Annotated in this window: 16 protein-coding genes and 5 pseudogenes; 8 read left to right on the forward strand and 13 right to left on the reverse strand. The window is 67.1% G+C overall.

Going from position 1 to position 17,879, the window contains the following annotated elements; genetic code table 11:
* Nucleotides 1-26: 26 nt before the first annotated feature.
* From AB0D12_RS33105 to AB0D12_RS33130, 6 genes are all read right to left on the reverse strand, one after another.
* Entirely contained in the window at nt 27-350 is a 324-nt protein-coding gene (locus AB0D12_RS33105) for a histidine kinase dimerization/phosphoacceptor domain-containing protein (protein WP_362691186.1), read from the reverse strand.
* Nucleotides 341-601, reverse strand: coding sequence for a hypothetical protein (locus AB0D12_RS33110; RefSeq protein WP_362691189.1), 261 nt, complete (start codon nt 599-601; stop codon nt 341-343). The genes AB0D12_RS33105 and AB0D12_RS33110 overlap by 10 nt, the downstream gene beginning before the upstream one ends.
* Nucleotides 602-1,662: 1,061 nt before the next feature.
* Nucleotides 1,663-2,997: a hypothetical protein gene (locus tag AB0D12_RS33115; protein WP_362691192.1), complete on the reverse strand. Its 1,335-nt coding sequence runs from the start codon at nt 2,995-2,997 to the stop codon at nt 1,663-1,665.
* A 970-nt stretch (nt 2,998-3,967) separates the two neighbouring features.
* Nucleotides 3,968-4,483: a DUF6233 domain-containing protein gene (locus AB0D12_RS33120; RefSeq protein ID WP_362691195.1), complete on the reverse strand. Its 516-nt coding sequence runs from the start codon at nt 4,481-4,483 to the stop codon at nt 3,968-3,970.
* Between the two features lie 750 nt (nt 4,484-5,233).
* The gene (locus AB0D12_RS33125; protein WP_362691198.1) at nt 5,234-5,836 is read right to left on the reverse strand and encodes an SDR family oxidoreductase; all 603 of its coding nucleotides are present in this window, start codon (nt 5,834-5,836) and stop codon (nt 5,234-5,236) included.
* Nucleotides 5,782-6,051, reverse strand: coding sequence for an SDR family NAD(P)-dependent oxidoreductase (locus tag AB0D12_RS33130; protein ID WP_362691201.1), 270 nt, complete (start codon nt 6,049-6,051; stop codon nt 5,782-5,784). The genes AB0D12_RS33125 and AB0D12_RS33130 overlap by 55 nt, the downstream gene beginning before the upstream one ends.
* 65 nt (nt 6,052-6,116) lie before the next feature.
* On the opposite strand from AB0D12_RS33130, the gene AB0D12_RS33135 reads away from it, so the two are divergent.
* On the forward strand, nt 6,117-6,551 hold the full coding sequence (locus tag AB0D12_RS33135) for an Rrf2 family transcriptional regulator (RefSeq protein ID WP_362691204.1): 435 nt from the start codon (nt 6,117-6,119) through the stop codon (nt 6,549-6,551).
* A gap of 405 nt (nt 6,552-6,956) precedes the next feature.
* Nucleotides 6,957-7,660 (forward strand): annotated as a pseudogene (locus tag AB0D12_RS33140) (IS5 family transposase).
* Nucleotides 7,661-7,687: 27 nt separating this feature from the next.
* Here AB0D12_RS33140 and AB0D12_RS33145 read toward each other — a convergent pair.
* Nucleotides 7,688-10,060: a transglycosylase domain-containing protein gene (locus AB0D12_RS33145; RefSeq protein ID WP_362691207.1), complete on the reverse strand. Its 2,373-nt coding sequence runs from the start codon at nt 10,058-10,060 to the stop codon at nt 7,688-7,690.
* Between the two features lie 155 nt (nt 10,061-10,215).
* On the opposite strand from AB0D12_RS33145, the gene AB0D12_RS33150 reads away from it, so the two are divergent.
* Nucleotides 10,216-10,356 carry a hypothetical protein gene (locus tag AB0D12_RS33150; RefSeq protein WP_362691210.1) on the forward strand — a complete coding sequence of 47 codons (141 nt, stop codon included), beginning with the start codon at nt 10,216-10,218 and terminating at the stop codon, nt 10,354-10,356.
* Between the two features lie 169 nt (nt 10,357-10,525).
* Here AB0D12_RS33150 and AB0D12_RS33155 read toward each other — a convergent pair whose 3' ends face one another.
* The 4 genes and pseudogenes from AB0D12_RS33155 to AB0D12_RS33170 all read right to left on the reverse strand — a co-directional run bounded on the left by AB0D12_RS33155 (nt 10,526) and on the right by AB0D12_RS33170 (nt 12,181).
* Complete coding sequence (locus tag AB0D12_RS33155) at nt 10,526-10,741, reverse strand: hypothetical protein (protein WP_362691282.1); 216 nt, start codon at nt 10,739-10,741, stop codon at nt 10,526-10,528.
* Between the two features lie 237 nt (nt 10,742-10,978).
* Nucleotides 10,979-11,194: a hypothetical protein gene (locus tag AB0D12_RS33160; RefSeq protein WP_362691213.1), complete on the reverse strand. Its 216-nt coding sequence runs from the start codon at nt 11,192-11,194 to the stop codon at nt 10,979-10,981.
* Nucleotides 11,195-11,395: 201 nt separating this feature from the next.
* Nucleotides 11,396-11,565: pseudogene (locus tag AB0D12_RS33165) on the reverse strand (transposase); the annotation flags it as partial.
* 7 nt (nt 11,566-11,572) lie between these two features.
* The gene (locus AB0D12_RS33170; protein WP_362691216.1) at nt 11,573-12,181 is read right to left on the reverse strand and encodes a TetR/AcrR family transcriptional regulator; all 609 of its coding nucleotides are present in this window, start codon (nt 12,179-12,181) and stop codon (nt 11,573-11,575) included.
* Between the two features lie 151 nt (nt 12,182-12,332).
* Between AB0D12_RS33170 and AB0D12_RS33175 the strand changes: the two genes are divergently transcribed.
* Both AB0D12_RS33175 and AB0D12_RS33180 read left to right on the forward strand, forming a co-directional pair.
* A complete protein-coding gene (locus tag AB0D12_RS33175; RefSeq protein WP_362691219.1) occupies nt 12,333-12,785 on the forward strand; it encodes a DUF1801 domain-containing protein in 453 nt (150 codons plus the stop codon).
* Between the two features lie 308 nt (nt 12,786-13,093).
* Nucleotides 13,094-13,221, forward strand: a pseudogene (locus AB0D12_RS33180) (leucine zipper domain-containing protein); the annotation flags it as partial.
* A gap of 321 nt (nt 13,222-13,542) precedes the next feature.
* Here AB0D12_RS33180 and AB0D12_RS33185 read toward each other — a convergent pair.
* Entirely contained in the window at nt 13,543-13,968 is a 426-nt protein-coding gene (locus AB0D12_RS33185; protein ID WP_362691221.1) for a VOC family protein, read from the reverse strand.
* Between the two features lie 330 nt (nt 13,969-14,298).
* On the opposite strand from AB0D12_RS33185, the pseudogene AB0D12_RS33190 reads away from it, so the two are divergent.
* The 3 genes and pseudogenes from AB0D12_RS33190 to AB0D12_RS33200 form a co-directional block, all read left to right on the forward strand.
* Nucleotides 14,299-15,112 (forward strand): annotated as a pseudogene (locus tag AB0D12_RS33190) (IS110 family transposase); the annotation flags it as partial.
* 172 nt (nt 15,113-15,284) lie between these two features.
* Nucleotides 15,285-16,160, forward strand: coding sequence for a helix-turn-helix transcriptional regulator (locus AB0D12_RS33195; RefSeq protein ID WP_362691222.1), 876 nt, complete (start codon nt 15,285-15,287; stop codon nt 16,158-16,160).
* Between the two features lie 205 nt (nt 16,161-16,365).
* Complete coding sequence (locus tag AB0D12_RS33200) at nt 16,366-17,139, forward strand: class I SAM-dependent methyltransferase (RefSeq protein ID WP_362691224.1); 774 nt, start codon at nt 16,366-16,368, stop codon at nt 17,137-17,139.
* Between the two features lie 11 nt (nt 17,140-17,150).
* Here AB0D12_RS33200 and AB0D12_RS33205 read toward each other — a convergent pair.
* Nucleotides 17,151-17,857, reverse strand: a pseudogene (locus tag AB0D12_RS33205) (transposase).
* Nucleotides 17,858-17,879: the final 22 nt, after the last annotated feature.

The raw sequence follows: 17,879 nt of genomic DNA on the forward strand, positions 1-17,879 counted from the left end.
TCCCGGTACGTGTTTGAGTACGTTGGTCAGCGCCTTCTGAACCACGCGCGGTACGCACAGAGTTCGACGCCGGGCGGGAGTGGGCGCGCCGTGCCCTCGACCCGCAGCTCGATCCGTACGCCACCGGCCCGCACGCGCTCGACCATCTCCCCGAGACGCGCGAGGCCCGGCATCGGTGTGGCCGGAACTTCGTCCTCTTCGGAGGCTCTCAACACCCAGAGCATGCGCCGGAGTTCCTCAAGCGCCTCCGCGCTGGTGCCGGAGATCGTGGCGAGCGCACCACGCGCCGTGTCCCGGTCCGAGTCGAAGACAAAACCGGCCAGTCCCGCCTGCACCGAGATCACCGACATGTGGTGGGCCACCACATCGTGAAGCTCGCGCGCGATCCTGCCGCGTTCCTCGGCCACTTCGCGGTGGGCTCGTTCGGCCTGTTCCTACGGAGTTTGCGGGCGAGTTCGGACGCGCGGCGCGCGGTGGCGCCGAAGCGCCAGAGCACGGCAGGGAAGACAAGAGCCTGGCCCACGACGGACTGCATGGAGTCGGTGTGGCTCACTACGCCCGCGTAGATCCAGATCCCGGCCATCACCGCTGCCCAAGCCACGGAGGTACGGACGGGGCGCAGCCCCCGGTAGTCGTGGGCAAGGGGCGCCGCCTGTTTCCGGACGGCGGTGCCCCGGTCGGCCTGCGGCTCCTGAGCAATGAGACGACATCGGGCGGACTGGCGATTCAGGTATACGAATCGACAGGACTTCCGGAGTACGGGACGCACGGGGTCGACGCGTAGGCACTCCGGGCCGAACTGATCCCGACGGCCTGCAGTGATCGCCGGTCGAGCCCTGACCACCTTGCCCGGCGATCAGGCTTTGTTCTCACGACCGATCATGTCTGGTGCTTAACGCCGTCGAGGGCCGGGAGCGTTGCGGCCATGGAGACGACGTCGCCCATGGGGCCAGGCGGCCGGTTCGTTCAGCCGGTGGCGGTATCTGGCCCGGCTGCGGTCCGGGAGCTGGTGCTGGCGAGCCCGTAGGATTCGGTGCCGGTCTCGAGGCCAATGGCGAGCCCACCGCAGTTCCCAGGAGCCTGCCCCTGCGGCGCAGTCCTCCGTCGAAACCGCCCAGGACCCTCCCAAGGCGAACCTCTATTCCTCCCCTCTGAGCCGTTCCATGGAGAACGGCTCATCGGCGGATCCATCAGGCTGGAACTGCCCCAGCCGGACTTGTCCCTTCGTTTCCGCCCCCTCTTCGACCACGCCGGAGCGGACAAGGCGGTGCGGCTGTGGGACTCCGCCACCCGACAGCGCACCCCGCTGAAAGGCGTGATGGTGGGTTGCCCTCGGGGTGCTCGGTCGGCTTGATGTGGCCGTCACGCTCGCGCGACCCTGGGCGGCGCTGCTGGGCTCGCCGGGGTCCTCCATGGTGTGGTGGCAGGGGGCCAGCAGCTGCTCGGCGCCGGACCTTCGGCGGCTGGCCCGACACCACAGAGGACGAGGCCCAGGACGACGACACCGACCGGCACGAGTAGCCGCTGGTGGGCGTTCCTGGAGACGTGGCGCAACGGGCATCAATGGGTGCCCGGCAGGCGGCCTGACGCGGCGTGATGCACGGCGGTCACTCCGGAGGCAGGTAGGCCGCCGAAGTGACCGCAGCGCACGGATCGTTGGCGTCAGCGGGCGAGCCGCTCCACGATCCAGTCGGCCAGCGTCTCGGTGACCTGGCTGTGCTCGGTGTTCTCGGTGTCGCACTTGAACTCGTCGAGCATGCTCTTCTCGGCGGGCAGCGACTCGATGTCCTCGTAAGGGTTCACGTTCCATGTGACCGGATCGAAGTCCAGCGCTACCGCGCTCACCGCCGGGACGAAGCACCCGCTGCGGTATTCCTGCGGGATCTCGGCCTTGAGCGCGTCGGCGATCATGCCGAAGGAGGCGAGGCCGCCGCCGGGCGCGCCGTCGAGGGCGGGTACGTGGGAGGTGTTGCCGCGGCGCACCTGGCCCAGTGCCTTCATTTCGCCGATCGGCTGGTGCTCGCCGGCGTTGGGCTGGAAGCGGGCCGTCGCGGAGGCGACCAGCGGCAGCCGCCAGTCGAACACCGTCTTGCCGGGCGGCAGGTCGCGGCCGGTGCCGGTTCCGGTGCCGTTGGCCACGCCTAGCTTGCGGGGCCGCATCGGGAACTGGCCGTACTGCTCCAGCTCCGCCAGGAACTGCTTGCGCGGTTCGCTGGTGGTGGCGACCGGGCCGGAGTACTTGGCATTTTCGACCCAGGCCCACAGCAGCTGCTGGGCTGCGGGGCTCCTGATCAGGTCGGCCTGCTTGGGTGCGTCGGGGTTGCCGGTGGGGAAGGACTCGAAGAAGTAGGCCATCTGCTGGAGCACCAGCGGGATCCACGCCCCGTTGTGGGGGGTGTCCCAGGAGATGTAGGTCTCCGTCTGGTGGTCCACGCCGTGGTGCTCCATCTCGGCGAGGGCATAGCGGGTGATCATGCCGCCCATGCTCACTCCACCCACGATCAGGGGGCTGTTGCCTTGCCGCTCCGCGATGGCCTGCTGGATGGCGCTGATCACCACACCGGCGTTCGCCTGGATGTAGGTGTGACGCTGATCGAAGCCCACCAGGACGACGTCGATGCCTGCGGCGAGCAGTTGGTCGAGGAAGCCGGGCTTGCCCTTCTTGTAGGGCGCGTTGAAGTGCTCCCACAGGCCCGGCAGATCACTGGGGCCGTAGTTGAAGCCGTCCGCGAAGATGAACGGCCGCTCAAGGCTGTTGTGCCCGTTGGCCAAGTAGACCGCCGCCGTGCCGGTCGCCACCTCGCGCCGGTACGGCCGAGTGGACCGCAGCTCCCAGATCCTTGGCTTCCGGTCCTCGGTGCGTGCCGTCCGCGCCGGGCTCGCGAACCATACGCCTGGCTCCAGCGCCCCGGCGAGTGTCGCCGACGCCTCGGCCGGGGGCTTTCCTTCATCCTGCTTCGCCGTCAACTCGACGTCGATCCTGGCTTCCTGCGCCATGACTACCGCCTCTGCTTGGGTGCTTCTCATGGACGTGCCAATGGACGTGCACAGCGGTTTGCACCGCGCCCACATGCGATTGGGCAGGGCAGTGCATTGGAGTTGCCGCCAACCGCGGCACGCACGCAGGGCTCCATCCCTGCATGGTCACTGAGTGTAACAGTTTTGTAACTCAGCGTGTCATCGGGCGGGTGTGTCGTCGGGAGTCCCGGACACCGGTTCGGTCTCGCCCGGGACTGCCGAGTCCGAACGCCGGCGTCATCGCCACCGCCCACGGAACCGTCGCCGAAATCGGCGTCACGGGCGCTGAGTGCTCCGCTCTTCTGGAAACTGTGGACGGCAGCCGTGTCGCCGTGTGCTGGCCGTCGCCGGACACCGACGACCCCGCAATGCCGGTACGAGGCGGGCAGGTCCTGGCAGTCGACCTGATCTGGCCCCGCACCGCCGACCGGTTGTGCTCACCGCGCTGAGCACGCCTGTACGCACGGGATCGCGACAGCCCGAACCCCACGGCTGGGTGTGAAGCTGCGGAGCCTGGAGAGCTTCCCCAACCTGCACGGCCTGGCCCCACATCCATCCCACCACCGGGACCGCGCGAGCAGAACCCGGCCCCCGCCGGACGACCCGAGCCCGCCCAAAAGAAGGCCCGGCCTCCTGGTTGTCCACCAGGAGGCCGGGGCTTTTCTGTTTCGGGAGCGACGGCCGCCGGCTGCGCCTCCTGTGGCGTCGAACTCACTCAGCACACCACGTCCGCCTCGAAACGGCATCTGAACCCGGCCCCGGCTTCCCCCCGGAACGGCGGAGTCAGCGGGCGTCGGCCGGCACGTGCGCCGTGCCAAGCATGAGGTTCTTCCCTCGATCAGGTGAGGACCTTGTGCCCTGCAATGTGCGGCTGAGACATGCCGGCGGCCGGAGAATTCGACCCATCGGGCAGCGCGTGCCGGGAGTTGGGCCTCGGCTGCACCAGCGGCTACATCAGGGGTGGGAGAGTTTCGGCGGCGCCGCACTTCGTGCACACCCTCGTGCCTGGCTGCCTGACCACGGTCAGCGCTTGGTCGAGGTCGAGGATGTCGCCGTCGTCCGCGTCTTCGCAGTCATGGACGTGTACCACGTTCCATCCAGGCCGGCCACGCTCACGCGGGAGCCGCTCGATTCTCCACGCTCCCGCGCCCTCCACGGCCTCCACGACGGGGGTGGCGGCTGGCACCGGCTCCAGCCGCTGCGTCGGCGCGTCGACGGCCGGCGCCAACCCCTGTGCCGGATCGTCCTCGTAGACGATGCCTTCCAGCAGGCGGACATAGTCGGCGGGCACCCAGACCATGTACTGGGCGGGCTCCACCCATTCGTCCGCCGTCGCCTGCCACGTCGGCAGGCTGACCTGGTACATCCACGCCCGCTGCGTCTGCAGCCGTGCGTGGAGGAGGCCGGTGAGCTCCTGGCCGTCGGGGAGAACCACCAGAACCGGCGGAAGCGGGGCTGTATTCATCTCACCACCACAAGACGTTGCCTCGGTCGGCGAGCCGGAGGTCACTGCTCCGACCCGTGCTTCCCCGTCTGCTCCGGGTTCAGACCCTCAACCCCGTTGCCAAGGTGGCGTTCACGACTGCTCGATGCCCGAGGAGGGCCCCCGCCCCCACCATCTCGCCGCGACGAGACTGTTCAACGACGAATTCGGCGGACGCGTCCAGAAGCGGCCGCGGCCGGCTTCCCAGCCACGTGCTTTCGTGCGGCTCGCGACGCCAGCTCATGCGCAGCGTCACCCCGGGACCCTTCGGTGTGGGGCCTGCCCCACGAGGTCGACCGAGTCCTCACGCGACACGCGGGCTCTCGCGTACCCAGCTTCGGAGCCGGCTGAGATCCAGTCACTGAAATCCGCGATCAGCCCTCGGGCCACCGAAGGACCGCCGATAGCAAGCGCGCCGGCGCGACCGTCGCCGTCGACGGCGGCCGCACCGCCATCTGAGCCTGCCTGCTCTGAGAGGAAAGACTCATGAGCAACACCGTGCACGGCCTGAGCGTTGACGCCGCCGACGCCGAGAAACTCGCCCACCCCTCTACGCGGCCTTCGGGCTCCTGCTCGCGCTGAGCCCTGCCATGGGGGCGGGGGTCGGCTTCGTCGCGCTGCACAGCGGCTCACTGCACGCCGGGTGTGAGCCATGGTGCTGGTGGTGCTCGTCGGCGGTGCGCGCCCTGAAGGCGCGATGCCGTCCTTCGGGGGGCGCGGCAGGGTTCCGGTTCAGGCGTTGTAGCCGCCGTGGGCGTCCAGCACCGCGCCCGTGACGTACGACGCGGCGGGGCTCGCCAGAAAGGCGATCGCCGCGGCGATTTCGGCGGGGTGACCCACGCGCTGCAGGGACAACGAGCTGACCATGGCCTTGAGGGTCTCGGGGTCCGGCCCTTCCATGCCGCTCTCCATCAGTCCGGCCTCCACGACGTTGGCCGTGATGTCCCGGGGCCCGAGGTCCCGTGCGACCCCCATGGTGTACCTCTCGATCCCTGACTTGGTCGCCGAGTAGTCGGCAAGGCCCGGGACACCGACCCGCGAGCCCAGCCCGGAACTCACCGTGATGATGCGGCCGCCCGCGCGCAGCACGCGGGAGGCGGCCCGGATGACGGCGATCACTCCGAGGTAGTTGGTGGCGTGCATCCGGTCCAGTGCGGCGGTGTCGGCGTCCGGGTCGTCCACCGTGCGGCCCTGCTCCACCGAGATCGCCGCGTTGTTGACGAGGATGTCCAGGCCGCCGAAGTGCGCGACCACGTCGTCGATCAGCGCCGGCGCCCGGCTCATGTCCGCCTGGTCGGACTTGAAGGCGGCGGCCTTCGCTCCCTGTCCGCGCACCTCGTCGACGACGGCCTGCGCCTGCTTCTCGGAGCTGCATAGGTGAACGCGACGTCGGCGCCCTGCTCGGCCAGCAGTCGTACGGTCGCGGCTCCCAGTCCGCGCGACCCCCCGGTGACCAGGGCGACCTTGCCCGTGAGTGGCTTGCTCATTCTTCTCACCTCGTTGATTGACTCTTCCCGATAGTCGAAACATATATGGTTACAACAGCTCATTGCAACCTTTGCTGTTACGACCGCGTCGTCGTAACATGAAGCGTTGCGGCCGGGAGGAGGGGTTCATGAGCGCCAACAGCAGATTGACCATCGCCGCCCACGCGCTGGCCTGGATCGGTCTCTACCAGCGCCAGGGCCATGAGGTCGCCACCTCCGAGCAGATCGCGACCAGCGCGAACACCAATCCCGTGGTGATCAGACGGCTGCTCGGCGAGCTGCGCAGGGCGGGGCTCGTGGAGTCCCGGCGGGGCGTGGGTGCGGGCTGGTCGCTGGCGCGCGAGCTGGGGTCGATGACCCTGCTCGACGTGTACGAGGCAGTGGAACCCGGCCCGCTGTTCGCGATGCACCGCGCCACCCCGGACCAGGGATGCGTGGTGGGTTACGGCATCCAGCCGGCGATGCAGGGCATCTACGAGGGCATCGAGGAGACCCTGAGACGCGAGCTGGCCCGCGTCACGCTCGAGGACGTACTCCGGAACGTCCTCGCGGCACCTCGCTAGCCTCCCCGTTACGCCCTGACATCACCAAGTCCCCACCCATGCCCAGGCCAACGAACAGTCCGGCGACCAATCACGCCAAAGTCCGTTATGCCACTAAGAGAGCGTTTCATCCTGAATTGGTGCGCCCCGTCAGCACCAAATGTCACTCTCGACCCGCGTGTTGTCCTTCCTGCCCGACGCTGGGTTCGTGTCCCCATGCGTATCGGGTCTTCTTGCGATGAGACAGAAGCAATGCAAGCCAAACGGATCTTTCAGCGTGGTCACGCACCCCGCCAGCCACATCGAAGTCCGACCGCCCCAGGCGCACCGCACTGACTCATCGGCGAACCGGAATCAAACAGCCCATTCAGGATGAAACGCTCTTCAAGGCGTCGTTTTTTGGGGCTGGCGGCCGTTGGACAGTTCATGGCTGATCTGGTTGAGCGGCTGGTGCCGGACGAGTTGTGGGTCCTGTTCCGGCGGGTGGTGCCGCCCACGGAGGTGAAGCGTCCCCAAGGCGGAGACCGGCGGCGGGCGGGTGACCGCGAGGTCCTGGCCGCGATCATCTTCGTGGCCACCTCAGGCTGCGTCATCCTCGACGAACTCGGTGCCCGCGGTGAGCCGGACAGGTCGCGGTGCGAGATCGACTCCGTCAGCCTCCGGGCCGCAACAGGGGGCCACTGACAGGACCGAATCCGACCGACCGCGGCACGTTGGGATCGAAGATTCACCTGCTCACGGACCGGACCGGCCTGCCGCTGTCGCTGGACATCTCCGGGGCCAACATGCACGACACCCAGGGACTTGAACCCCTCGTGCGGGGCATCCCGCCCATCCGATCCCGCCGAGGACCCCGCCGCCGAGGCCGGCCAAACTCCACGCGGACAAAGGCTACGACTACGACCACCTGCGCCGCTGGCTCCGCAAGCGCGGCATCCGGCACCGCATCGCCCGCAAGGGCATCGAGTCCTCGAAGCAAGCTGGCCGTCATCGCTGGGTCGTCGAGAGGACCGTGTCCTGGCCGGCCGGCTGCCCGACTCCACCGCCGCTACGAGCGGAAGACGGAACACTTCTCCGCCTGCGTCGGCATAGCCGCAGCACTCATCGGCTACCGTCGACTCACCAATTGAAACAACGTCCAAGCCTCCCAGATGGCCTCAGGGCCGGATCGGCTCGGGGGCCGGGAAGTTCATCACGGGCTGGCCCTTGAGCGCTTCCGACATGTAGATCTGCCAGATCTCGGACGGGAACGACGCACCGTGGATCTTGTCCTGGCCACCGGTGCCGTACATCTCGAGGAATTCGCGCTTTTTGTTCTTCTCGTTGTCGTCGAAGCGGTACATGTCGATGGCGGTCGACAGCTGCGGCGTGTAGCCGACGAACCAGGCCGACTTGTTGCCGTCGGTCGTACCGGTCTTTCCGGCGACCTGTCGACCGGGGAGCCGGGCGTTCTTGCCGGTGCCCTCCGGCTCGTCCACAACCGAGCGGAGCACATCGGTCACATTGCTCGCAACGGCGCTGGAAAAGGCTTGCTTGGTCCTGTCCTCGTGCGCGAAGACCTTCCGGCCCGCGTAGGTGACCTCCCTGACGGAAAACGGGTCACGCTGCTTGCCGTTCGCCGCGAACGTCCCATAGGCGCCGGCCATGCGGATGGCGCTGGGGGACGAAATGCCGATTGAGAAGGATGGCACGTTCGACTTGTTCAGGCCGGATTCCAGCAGACCGGCGTCGATGGCCGACTGCCTGACCGTCGGGATGCCGATGTCCATGCCCAGCTGCACGAAGGGCGAGTTGGCGGAGTGGACCATGGCTTCACGCAAGGTGATGTTCTTGAACGACTCGCCGCCGTCGTTGCTCTGCAGCCACTCCTCTCCCTTCTCGTTCGTCCAGACGGAACCGTCGTAGTTTTTGATCTTCAGCTTGTTCTCGCCGCTGTACCGGCTCTTGTCCGGGTCGACGATCTTGCGCTTGGCCTTGCCCTGCTCCGGCCCGAGCTTGGGGTCGCGCACGCCGTCCCGCATGGCGGCGGCCAGGACGAACGGCTTGAAGGCCGACCCCACCTGGGCGCCGGTCTCATCGGCGCCGTTGGTGAAGTGCTTGGTCGAGTCGTCGCCGCCGTAGATGGCGACAATCTCTCCGGTTTCCGGATTGATCGAGGCACCACCGAACTGGACGTGTGTGTCCGTGTGAGGACGCTTCTTTGGATCGATTCTCACATCTTTGATGCGGTTGACCGCGGCCGTCAGCTTCTGGATCTTCTTCTTGTCAAAGGTCGTGTGGATCTCGTAGCCGCCCAGCGCGAGTTTGTCGGCGTCGATGCCCTGGTCGTTGTTGCTGAGGAAGTTGGACTTGGCGAGGTCTACCAGATAGCCGATCTGCCCGCTGAGTTGCCCGCTCTTGGCGGCGCTTCTTGGCATCGGGAAATTCTTGTACTTGACCCGCTCCGCGGCAGGGAGGTGCCCGTCTTTGAGCATCTCGTCGAGGATCCAGTTCCAGCGCTCGGTGACACGGGCGGTGTTGGCCTCGGGCGTCGCGGCGGGATCGATGTCGACCGAACCGGCCGGGTCGAAGTGCACGGTGTCCTTCAGGAGTGAGGCCAGGAATGCACACTGCCCCGTGTTGAGGTCCTTGGCGTCGATTCCGTAGTAGGTGCGGGCCGCCGCCTGGAGACCGTACGCGTCACGTCCGTAGTACGAGGCGTTCAGATAGCCGGCCATGATCTCCGGCTTGCTCATATTGGCGCCTACCTTGACGGAGACAATCAGCTCCTTGAACTTACGGCTGAAGGTCTGCGACTGGTCGCCCAGCCGTGCGTTCTTCACATACTGCTGGGTGATCGTGGAGCCACCCTGGGTCTGCCCACCCTTGGCCATGTTCACCAGAGCCCGGCCGATACCCATCGCGTCGACGCCCGAGTCCGTCCTGAACGTCTTGTTCTCTGCCGAGATCACCGCATTCTGCATATCCTCGGGGATCTGCGAGATTGGGATAATCTGCCGGTTGATCTCGCCACCGGTGGCGGCCATCTGCGTGCCGTCCGCCCAGTAGTAGACGTTGTTCTGCGCCTCGGACGCTTTATTCGGGTCCGGGACCTCCACCATTGCGTAGGCAATGGTGGTAGCCGCCATCAGGCTGCCGATGAAGCCCAGACAGAGGCCGGTGACCAGCTTCCACGACGGCACCCAGCGCCGCCATCCGTACTTGTTGTGACGCGGATAGTCGATGCGGCGGGCTTTGCCAGGGTCTCCGTCGCGGCCGTTGCCCGAGCCCTTGCCTCCATCGCCTCCCCGGCCACCATCACTTCCGTCGTCGCCGGTGTTCGCCTCGTCGTGCAGGCCGTCACCGCCACGCTGGGTGGTACGACCGTCCTCGGCGTCTTCGCCGTTCGGATGCCGGCCCTCGTGCGAATCGGAAAAAGTCTGCGGGGTGGTGTCCCCGGAAGGGGCTGGGCAGTTGGACTGCTCGGCGGCACTGCTTGCCGCAGAGGGCTCGTCGCCCTGGGAATGCGGTGGGGGACGGTGCTCGCTCATCGAACGACAACTCCTCTGGCAGCAGGACGTCCGGAGGCGGCCGTCGCGCAACGGTCAGCTATTGCAATGCTGTTGGGCGGCAGGACATCGAAGATTATCGCGGCACAGCGTAACCGTTGGCCAAGGGGTCTGGATCTTGTTTCGAGGCGCGGGGCTTGCTCGTCGACGGGCTTCTGGCGGTTGCCGCCTGCTGTGTTCTGCTGGCGGTAGGTGGCTTCGTGTTCGGCGGACGGGACATGGCCGATCTCACCGTGCAGTCGGGCGAGGCGCGCGAGATGCACATCAGGGCCCGGTGAAAGAGCTCTACAAGGCGGGCAAGACGAGCTGCAACGGTGTTGGCACCGTTTGCAAACTCCGCATCGCCGCAGCCGTCGGCGGACAGATTCGGTAACTCCTTGCAGCACTTCCAGGGGCAGCTTCAGTATCAACCTTGGGACTATTGAGCTGCCGACGGACTTGGCGACGTCAGTACGGCCGCGGAATCTCGTGCGCTTCCAGGGCGGCGACGTAGCGTGTCAGCAGCGCGTCGAGGTCGGCCAGGAGAAGGACGGCGGTTTCCCGGGCCGAGGCCAGGTCACCCTGGTCGAAGGCTTCCACCGCTTCAGCAAGGTCGCTGCGGAGGATGGAGAGGGAGTCACCCTGGATCAGAACGCCGGGGAACCGGCGGCCCGGCAGGCGCACCAATGCGTCGTTCCCACCCTCGGTGAACAGCTCAGCTCGACACGTTCCATGGAGCCGTCCAACCTGACATCGCCATCTGACCTCAACGGCAGTAGACAGTACCGGCGTTGAGTGATCGAGAGCAGTCGGGTCTCGCTCGGCCAGGTGCTCTGCAAGGCACGAACGGCCGAACTCCTGAGGCGGGGTGTCGCGCATCCGAATCAACAGAACAAAGGGCGGGGCGCGGCAGGGCAGGCGTCAGTCGCCGAGGAGGCAGGAGCGCCAGTTCCGGCCGGTCCGGGTGATGACTCCGGCCTGTTCCATGTGGCGGAGCTGATATGCCACCGACGAGGTGCTCGACAGGCCGACGCTCCTACCGATCTCGCGGATCGTGAGGCCCTCCCCGTACTCAGCTATCCACCCCGTGATGCACCGCAGGTTGCCCATCTGCCGCCCGGTGAGGTGATCGGCCATGTGGCTCCCCTTCCTCCTGTGAACGGACCTGGCGGCGCAGCTCCACCCGGGCCGCGCGGCGATCCGCCCCGCTCGGTGTCCCAGAACGGGTGCCAGAAAAGCCCGGAGGACAACCGCATCAGGCGACGGCGCAGCGCCCAGCAGGCGGGCCCAGGTCCCGTCCGCCTCCCAGTGGGCGAACCGCTCGTACACCGTCTGTCACGGTCCATAGCGCTCCGGCAGATCACGCCACGGAGCACCAGTCCGCAGGCGCCACAGCACACCATTGATCACCTAACGGTGGTCCCGCCACGGACGCCCCGCCGGTCAACACCCGGCAACAGCGGCCCTATCTGCTCCCACGCCCCATCCGTCAACTCTCCACGACCCACTACAAGATCAATCATCAGACAGGCCCTGGTCGGTGGTTCCGTAAGCGGCCATGAACATGTCCAGCAGTCCGTCGACCGCGTCCTCGTCGATGGGGCGGGTTGACAGCAGGCTGCGGTAGTACAGAGTGCCGCACAACACTTCGGCGGCGAATTCCAGGTTCGCTTCCGCGTCCAGTTCACCGGTGTGCTGGGCGCGGGTGATCCGAGCGAGGGTGCTCTGCTCGACGGTGATCAGGAATCGTTCGTGCAGGGTCGCCCGAAGCGTGGAATCGGCCTGTGCTTCGGCAATAACTGCGCGGTAGATGGGGCCGATCGGCGGGCTGGAGAGGGCGAAGCCTGAACGTAGGAACTGTTCGCGCAAATCCCTGCGGACGTCCCCGGTGTCGCGATAGTCCAGGTCGCTGGTCCACACGCGGCTGAGTGCGTCGAGCAGCAGCGCCGCCTTGGACGGCCAGCGCCGGTAGATCGTGTGTTTTCCGACCCCGGCCCGTCGGCCGACCGCCTCGATGCTCAGGCCCGCGTAACCGACCTCCGCAGCCAGATCGAGGGTTACCCGCAGCAGCTCTTCGGTGCGCGCGGCGCCTCGGCGGCGTGGCGTCGCGGGCGTGTCGCTCATGCCCCCACTCTATCGGCACGTGGCGTGCCGTTGACAATGCCGAGGACTGCGCGCATATTCAGTCTCGATCGGCACGGTGCGTGCCGATGATGGCGTGTCGCCACACACGACCAAGATCCCGCCACATCAGATCAACAAAGGGAGATCTGTCATGAGTAGCACCGACAGCAGCACGTACGAGGGATTCACGGCCGAGGAGCGGGCCGCGATGAAGGGCCACGCCCAAGAGCTGAAGAAGGCAGCCCGCCGCAGCTCGCGCGCGGACAAGGCGGCGGAGGCGGAGCGGGAGGTGCGCGCGAAGATCGCCGAGATGCAGGACTCGGACCGGCTCATGGCCGAGCGCGTCCATGCCGTCATCACAGCCAGCGCCCCGGTCCTCGCGCCGAAGCTCTGGTACGGGATGCCTGCCTACGCGCTGGACGGCAAGGTCGTCTGCTTCTTCCAGAGCGCAGAGAAGTTCAAGGCGCGCTACGCGACGCTCGGGTTCAGCGACCAGGCGAAGCTGGACGAGGGCACGATGTGGGCGGCCGGTTTCGCCCTGACCGAGGTGACGGCCGAGGTGGAGGCGAGGATCGGTGCGCTCGTGAAGCAGGCGGTGAGCTGAGGCACGCCCGGGCCTGTGGCATATTTGCGCGCTCGGCGGCCTGGCGCTACTGATACAGCATCTGCTGCGCTTCTTCACTGACGGCGTCGAGACGCCAGGCTGAGCACAGCAGGTGTCGAATCCCGCCGACTAGCTAGGCCGTGTCTGACAAGGAGCGCCGTCCGGCTGGAGGGCGCCAGGCGGGATTTGTCAGACACGACCTAGGTGTATTGATCATGAGCGTTGTTGACACTTGCGGGTCTTGATCATGGCGAAGACCTCCGCTGTGGTGGAGGTGTCTAGGCTCCACACCACGCACGGAGGTCTTCGTGTCCCACCGTAATGCCCGGCTGACCGTCTTCGGGAGGCAGTTGAATGGTTGAACGGTGTCCGTTCCGGCCGTCAGGTCGCACGCGTGGCCGCCGAGATGGGGATCTCGCGGGCCACCGCGCACAAGCGGATGCAGTGCAAGGACCTGCCGACGCTGTGTGAAACGCACCCTGTCGCCGTACGCCTACAACAAGACCAACGGCAGCGTCGGGCACAACACAAACGTGATCACCACTGTCACCCTCTTGACCGGCCCCGCCAGACCCTGACTTCCCGGTCTTGGAATAAAGCCAGCCAGAGCGTCGTGCGGCATCCGCCAGTGACGTTGTGCTGAATCCCCCGGGCAGCCCGCTCGCCCCCTTGCTGGCTGTCCCAGCTCATCGAACCTTGACCGGTCTCACCGAACTCTGACCAAGTCTGATCATCTTGTCAGTTCCGGGTGCTCTGCTCAGAAGACCAGCTCGCCGACACCCAGCAAGTTCCCCTCACTGTCGCGGAACCAGGCGGCGCGTTCACCCCGTGCGCCCTTGCTCGGATAGTTTCCGTCGATCTCCGCGATCCCATCCCTCGTCCGGAACCCAGGCACTTCGACCTCCTCGAACACCACGCCGCGCTGCTTGAGGTCCGCCACAGCTGCCTCGATGTCGTCGACCTGCCACCCCATCTGAGTGAAGGTGCCGGGAGAGGCTCCCGTCGACATGAACAGCGCGAACTCCGCACCCCCACACCGGTACAACAGCCCTCCGGGCCGCTCATCGACGGGCTCCAGACCGAGCTGCTCGGAGTAGAAACGCCGTGCCCGGTCCAGGTCCTGCGCGGGAAGCCTGGTCGCCACACGGCCCCGGGCCAGAAGGTTCCTCTCGTCTGCGTTCATGCCTCCACTGTGCCGTGAGCAGTGGCCAGAGTGCGCGAAACCGGTGCGTAAAGCGCTCGACTGGCTCTCCCGATGCCGCAGTGGCATCCGCCACTCAAACTTCCCTACGGTCTTCCCCGGGACCGGGCGAGCCCTTCGTATGGTTGGCCCACCCAGGGGCGTCGGGTGTGGCTTTCAAACTTCTGCCGCATGTGGCTTGCCCGGATTGGCCGCCCGACGCCCACGACGACTCGGCTGCCAATTAGGAATTGCGAATGATCGCTCAGTAGGGAATCGACAGCGAGGTCGTCCGTCGGGAGGCACCAGCACCACACCGCACGGAGGCACCACATGGCCGCGATCTGGGTCGGCATCGACGCAGGCAAGACCCATCACCACTGCGTCGCGATCGACGAGAGCGGCCGCCGGCTGCTGTCGCGACGCGTCGCCAACGACGAGCCCGAACTACTCGAACTCCTCGCCGACGTCATGGCCCTGGGCGACGAGGGTGACCTGGGGCTCGACCTGGCCGACGGCGCAGCCGCCCTGGCCATCACGATCTTCCTCAACCACGACCAGCCGGTGCACTACATCTCTGGTCGGGCCATCCACCGTGCCTCCGAGAGCTACCGCGGCGAGGGCAAGACCGACGCCAAGGACGCCGCCGTCATCGCCGACCAGGTCCGTATCCGGCGTGACCTGCACCCCTTACGCACCGGCGACGAAACCGTCACCGACCTCAAGATCTCACAGGCCGCCGCATGGACTTGGTCGCCGACCGCACCCGCACCGTCAACCGCCTCCGCGGTCAGTTGACCGGTATCTTCCCCGGTCTGGAGCGGGCGCTGGACCTCACCAACACCGGCCCGCTCACCTGCTGATGGGCTATCAGACGCCGGCCGCCCTCCGCCGGAGGGGCACCACGCGGTTGGAGACGTGGCTGCGCAACCGCAAGGTCCGCAGCGGCGATCAGCTCGCCGAGACCGTGATCCAGGCCGCCGAACGCCAGCACACGCGCCTGCCCGGCGAGAAGCTCACGGCCCAGATGGTCCACACGCTGGCGAAGGAGGTGATGGCCCTCAAACAGCAGGTCGCCGAGCTCGACAAGCTCATCGAGGCCCGGTTTCGCGACCACCACACCTTCGACGTGATCACCAGCATGCCCGTCCTGGCGGCCGGGCACTTCGCGAGGTGTAGATGCAGAGATCAGGCACCCACCGTGGTGAGGTGCCGGAGAAACAACCAGGTCGCGGCTGTCCAGGGTGCGCGATTCCTAGGGGAAGCGCGCCCCCCTTCGTCCCCACAACAAGGCACTGCGGCGCCCTAGCCTCGACACCATGGACACAGACACGGACCCCGCTGCCGAGAACGCGCTGGGAGGTTTCCTCCGCGCGCGGCGTGCCCAACTGCGCCCCGAAGACACGGGACTTCCCACATCCGGCCGTCGCAGGGTGCCCGGACTGCGCCGTGAAGAGGTCGCCACGCTCGCCGGGGTGAGCACCGACTACTACATGCGCCTGGAACAGGGCCGCGAACGGCACCCGTCCCAGCAGGTACTCGAAGCCGTCGCGCGAGCTCTGCAACTGGACGACGAAGCGGTGGCCCACCTATACCGCGTGGCCACCCCGACCATGCGCCGTACGCGGCGCGCCCCCCGCGTCGAACGCGTCGCCCCGCACCTGCGGCGACTCCTCGACACCTGGAGCGACACCCCCGCCTTCGTCCTGGGCCACGCCTTGGACATCCGGGCCCGCAACCGGCTCGCCGGCGCCCTGTATGCCGGCTTCACCCACTCGGACAACCTGCTGCGCATGACGTTCCTGGACCCGACCGCGCACGGCTTCTACGGCGACTGGGACCGAGCCGCCGAATCGAGCGTGGCCACACTGCGGCGGGCGGCCGGCATCGTCCCCGAGGACCCGCGGCTGAGGGAGCTCGTCGGCGAACTGTCCATGAAGAGCGCTGACTTCCGCGTCCTGTGGGCGCGCCACGACGTGCGCGGCAAGACCCGCGAGGCCAAGCTCTTCCACCACGCCCAGGTCGGCGACCTGGAGCTCCACTACGAGGCCTTCACTGTCAACAGTGCCCCCACCCAGCAACTCATCGTCTACCAAGCAGAACCGGGCAGCACATCCGGCGACGCCCTCGCCCTGCTCGGCTCGCTCAGTGCCAGCCCCGTGCCCGCGCAGGACACCGCGATGGGCACCGACTGAGTGCGCGCTCGCGGCTCCCCGAGGACACAGCCCGGCCCGGCGTTTCCTGCCTGTGCCAGGGCTACACTCACGGCTCCCGGCCCGGGTGGACGCGAAGGAAGATGACGCCATGACCCGGAATTGTGGAGCTGGGGGAGTTCTCCGTTCGTGCCTCGGCCGGCTTAGGTTTCTGTCCGGTGGATCATGTGAACACTAGGCTGCGACGATGGACCGAGTAACCGACATGCCCGAGACTCTCGCCCAGCCTGCAGATCCGGCCCAGGCGAATGACTACGACAGCTTCGCCGAGGCGTACTCGGCGGAGAACGAGAACAACCTCGTGAACGCGTACTACGAGCGGCCCGCGATGTTAGCCCTCGCCGGAGACGTGACCGGCCGTCGGATCCTGGACGCCGGTTGCGGCTCGGGCCCCCTGTCCGCCGCACTACGCGACCGCGGTGCCGTCGTCACCGGCATCGACGCCAGCGCCGGGATGCTGGCGTTGGCAAGGCGGCGGCTCGGTGACGACGTATCCCTGCATGTGGTCGACCTGAGCGACCGCCTGCCGTTCGCCGACGGTGCGTTCGACGACGTGGTCGCGTCGCTGGTGCTGCACTACCTGGAGGACTGGGGGCCGACGCTGGCCGAGTTGCGGCGAGTACTCAGGCCCGGCGGCCGGCTGATCGCGTCGGTGGACCACCCTTTCGTGGCCTACACGATCCAGGATCCTCGGCCCGACTACTTCGCGACCACCAGCTATACCTTCGACTGGACGTTCAACGGGCAGTCCGTCCCGATGAGGTTCTGGCGCAAGCCATTGCACGCGATGACCGATGCCTTCACCACCGCCGGTTTCCGCCTTGCCGTCATCAGCGAGCCGCAGCCCGACCCGGCCGCCCGTGAGCTGTTCCCCGACGACTTCCATGACCTTTCGATCAAAACCACCTTCCTGTTCTTCGTCGTCGAGGTACCGCCGTCGGCTACCGGCTCGGACGAGTAGCCAGTCGCGGATCACGAGCGGAGCCAGAGCCGGATCGAGGCGACGATGACGGTGCCGTGGAAGGTGTAGGCGCGCTTGTCGAACCTCGTGGCCACAGCCCGGAAGTTCTTCAGGGCGTTGATTGTCCGCTCCACTTCGTTCCTGCGCGTGTAGATCCTCTTGTCGAAGCCGACGGGTGGGCCGCCCTTGCTGCTGCGGGCTTGCCGGTTGGCCCGCTGATTCTTCGGCGCGGGGATGGTGTGCTTGATCTGACGTCGTCGCAGGTAGCGACGGTTGCGGCGGGACGAGTACGCCTTATCGCCGCCGGGATGGCCGGGCCGGGTGCGCGGGTGTCCGCCCCCCGGCAGCCGGCCGACGCGGATGCGTTCCCTGACCGGGTTGAGCTGCGGGGCATCGCCCCACTGTCCCGGCGTGACCAGCAGGGCCAGTCGAGGTCGCCCTCCACGTCAGCCTGGGCGAGCAGGGCCGTGAAGACCTTCTCCCAGGTGCCGTCGGCTGCCCACTTCCGCAGCCGGTTGTGTACGCCCTTCCACGAACCGAAGCGCTCGGGAAGGTCCATCCAGGGAGTCCCGGTGCGGTACTTGAACGCGATCGCGTCGATCACCTGCTGGTGATCCCGCCACTGCCCACCCCGCTTCGGTGTCCGGTCCGGCAGCAACGGCTCGATCCGCGCCCACTGCGCATCACTCAACGACACGCCCCAAGCAACGATCCGCATCTGCCGCGGCAACGGCTCCCCG

This window comes from Streptomyces sp. NPDC048479 (assembly GCF_040651435.1).
Lineage (GTDB): Bacteria > Actinomycetota > Actinomycetes > Streptomycetales > Streptomycetaceae > Streptomyces.

What these genes read in the sequence shown, in the direction of transcription:
- AB0D12_RS33105 (WP_362691186.1), bottom strand. Translation starts at nt 350, where the DNA reads ATGTCGGTGATCTCGGTGCAGGCGGGACTGGCCGGTTTTGTCTTCGAC.
- AB0D12_RS33115 (WP_362691192.1), bottom strand. Translation starts at nt 2,997, where the DNA reads ATGGCGCAGGAAGCCAGGATCGACGTCGAGTTGACGGCGAAGCAGGAT.
- AB0D12_RS33120 (WP_362691195.1), bottom strand. Translation starts at nt 4,483, where the DNA reads ATGAATACAGCCCCGCTTCCGCCGGTTCTGGTGGTTCTCCCCGACGGC.
- AB0D12_RS33130 (WP_362691201.1), bottom strand. Translation starts at nt 6,051, where the DNA reads ATGAGCTGTTGTAACCATATATGTTTCGACTATCGGGAAGAGTCAATC.
- AB0D12_RS33135 (WP_362691204.1), top strand. Translation starts at nt 6,117, where the DNA reads ATGAGCGCCAACAGCAGATTGACCATCGCCGCCCACGCGCTGGCCTGG.
- AB0D12_RS33145 (WP_362691207.1), bottom strand. Translation starts at nt 10,060, where the DNA reads ATGAGCGAGCACCGTCCCCCACCGCATTCCCAGGGCGACGAGCCCTCT.
- AB0D12_RS33160 (WP_362691213.1), bottom strand. Translation starts at nt 11,194, where the DNA reads ATGGCCGATCACCTCACCGGGCGGCAGATGGGCAACCTGCGGTGCATC.
- AB0D12_RS33170 (WP_362691216.1), bottom strand. Translation starts at nt 12,181, where the DNA reads ATGAGCGACACGCCCGCGACGCCACGCCGCCGAGGCGCCGCGCGCACC.
- AB0D12_RS33175 (WP_362691219.1), top strand. Translation starts at nt 12,333, where the DNA reads ATGAGTAGCACCGACAGCAGCACGTACGAGGGATTCACGGCCGAGGAG.
- AB0D12_RS33185 (WP_362691221.1), bottom strand. Translation starts at nt 13,968, where the DNA reads ATGAACGCAGACGAGAGGAACCTTCTGGCCCGGGGCCGTGTGGCGACC.
- AB0D12_RS33195 (WP_362691222.1), top strand. Translation starts at nt 15,285, where the DNA reads ATGGACACAGACACGGACCCCGCTGCCGAGAACGCGCTGGGAGGTTTC.
- AB0D12_RS33200 (WP_362691224.1), top strand. Translation starts at nt 16,366, where the DNA reads ATGGACCGAGTAACCGACATGCCCGAGACTCTCGCCCAGCCTGCAGAT.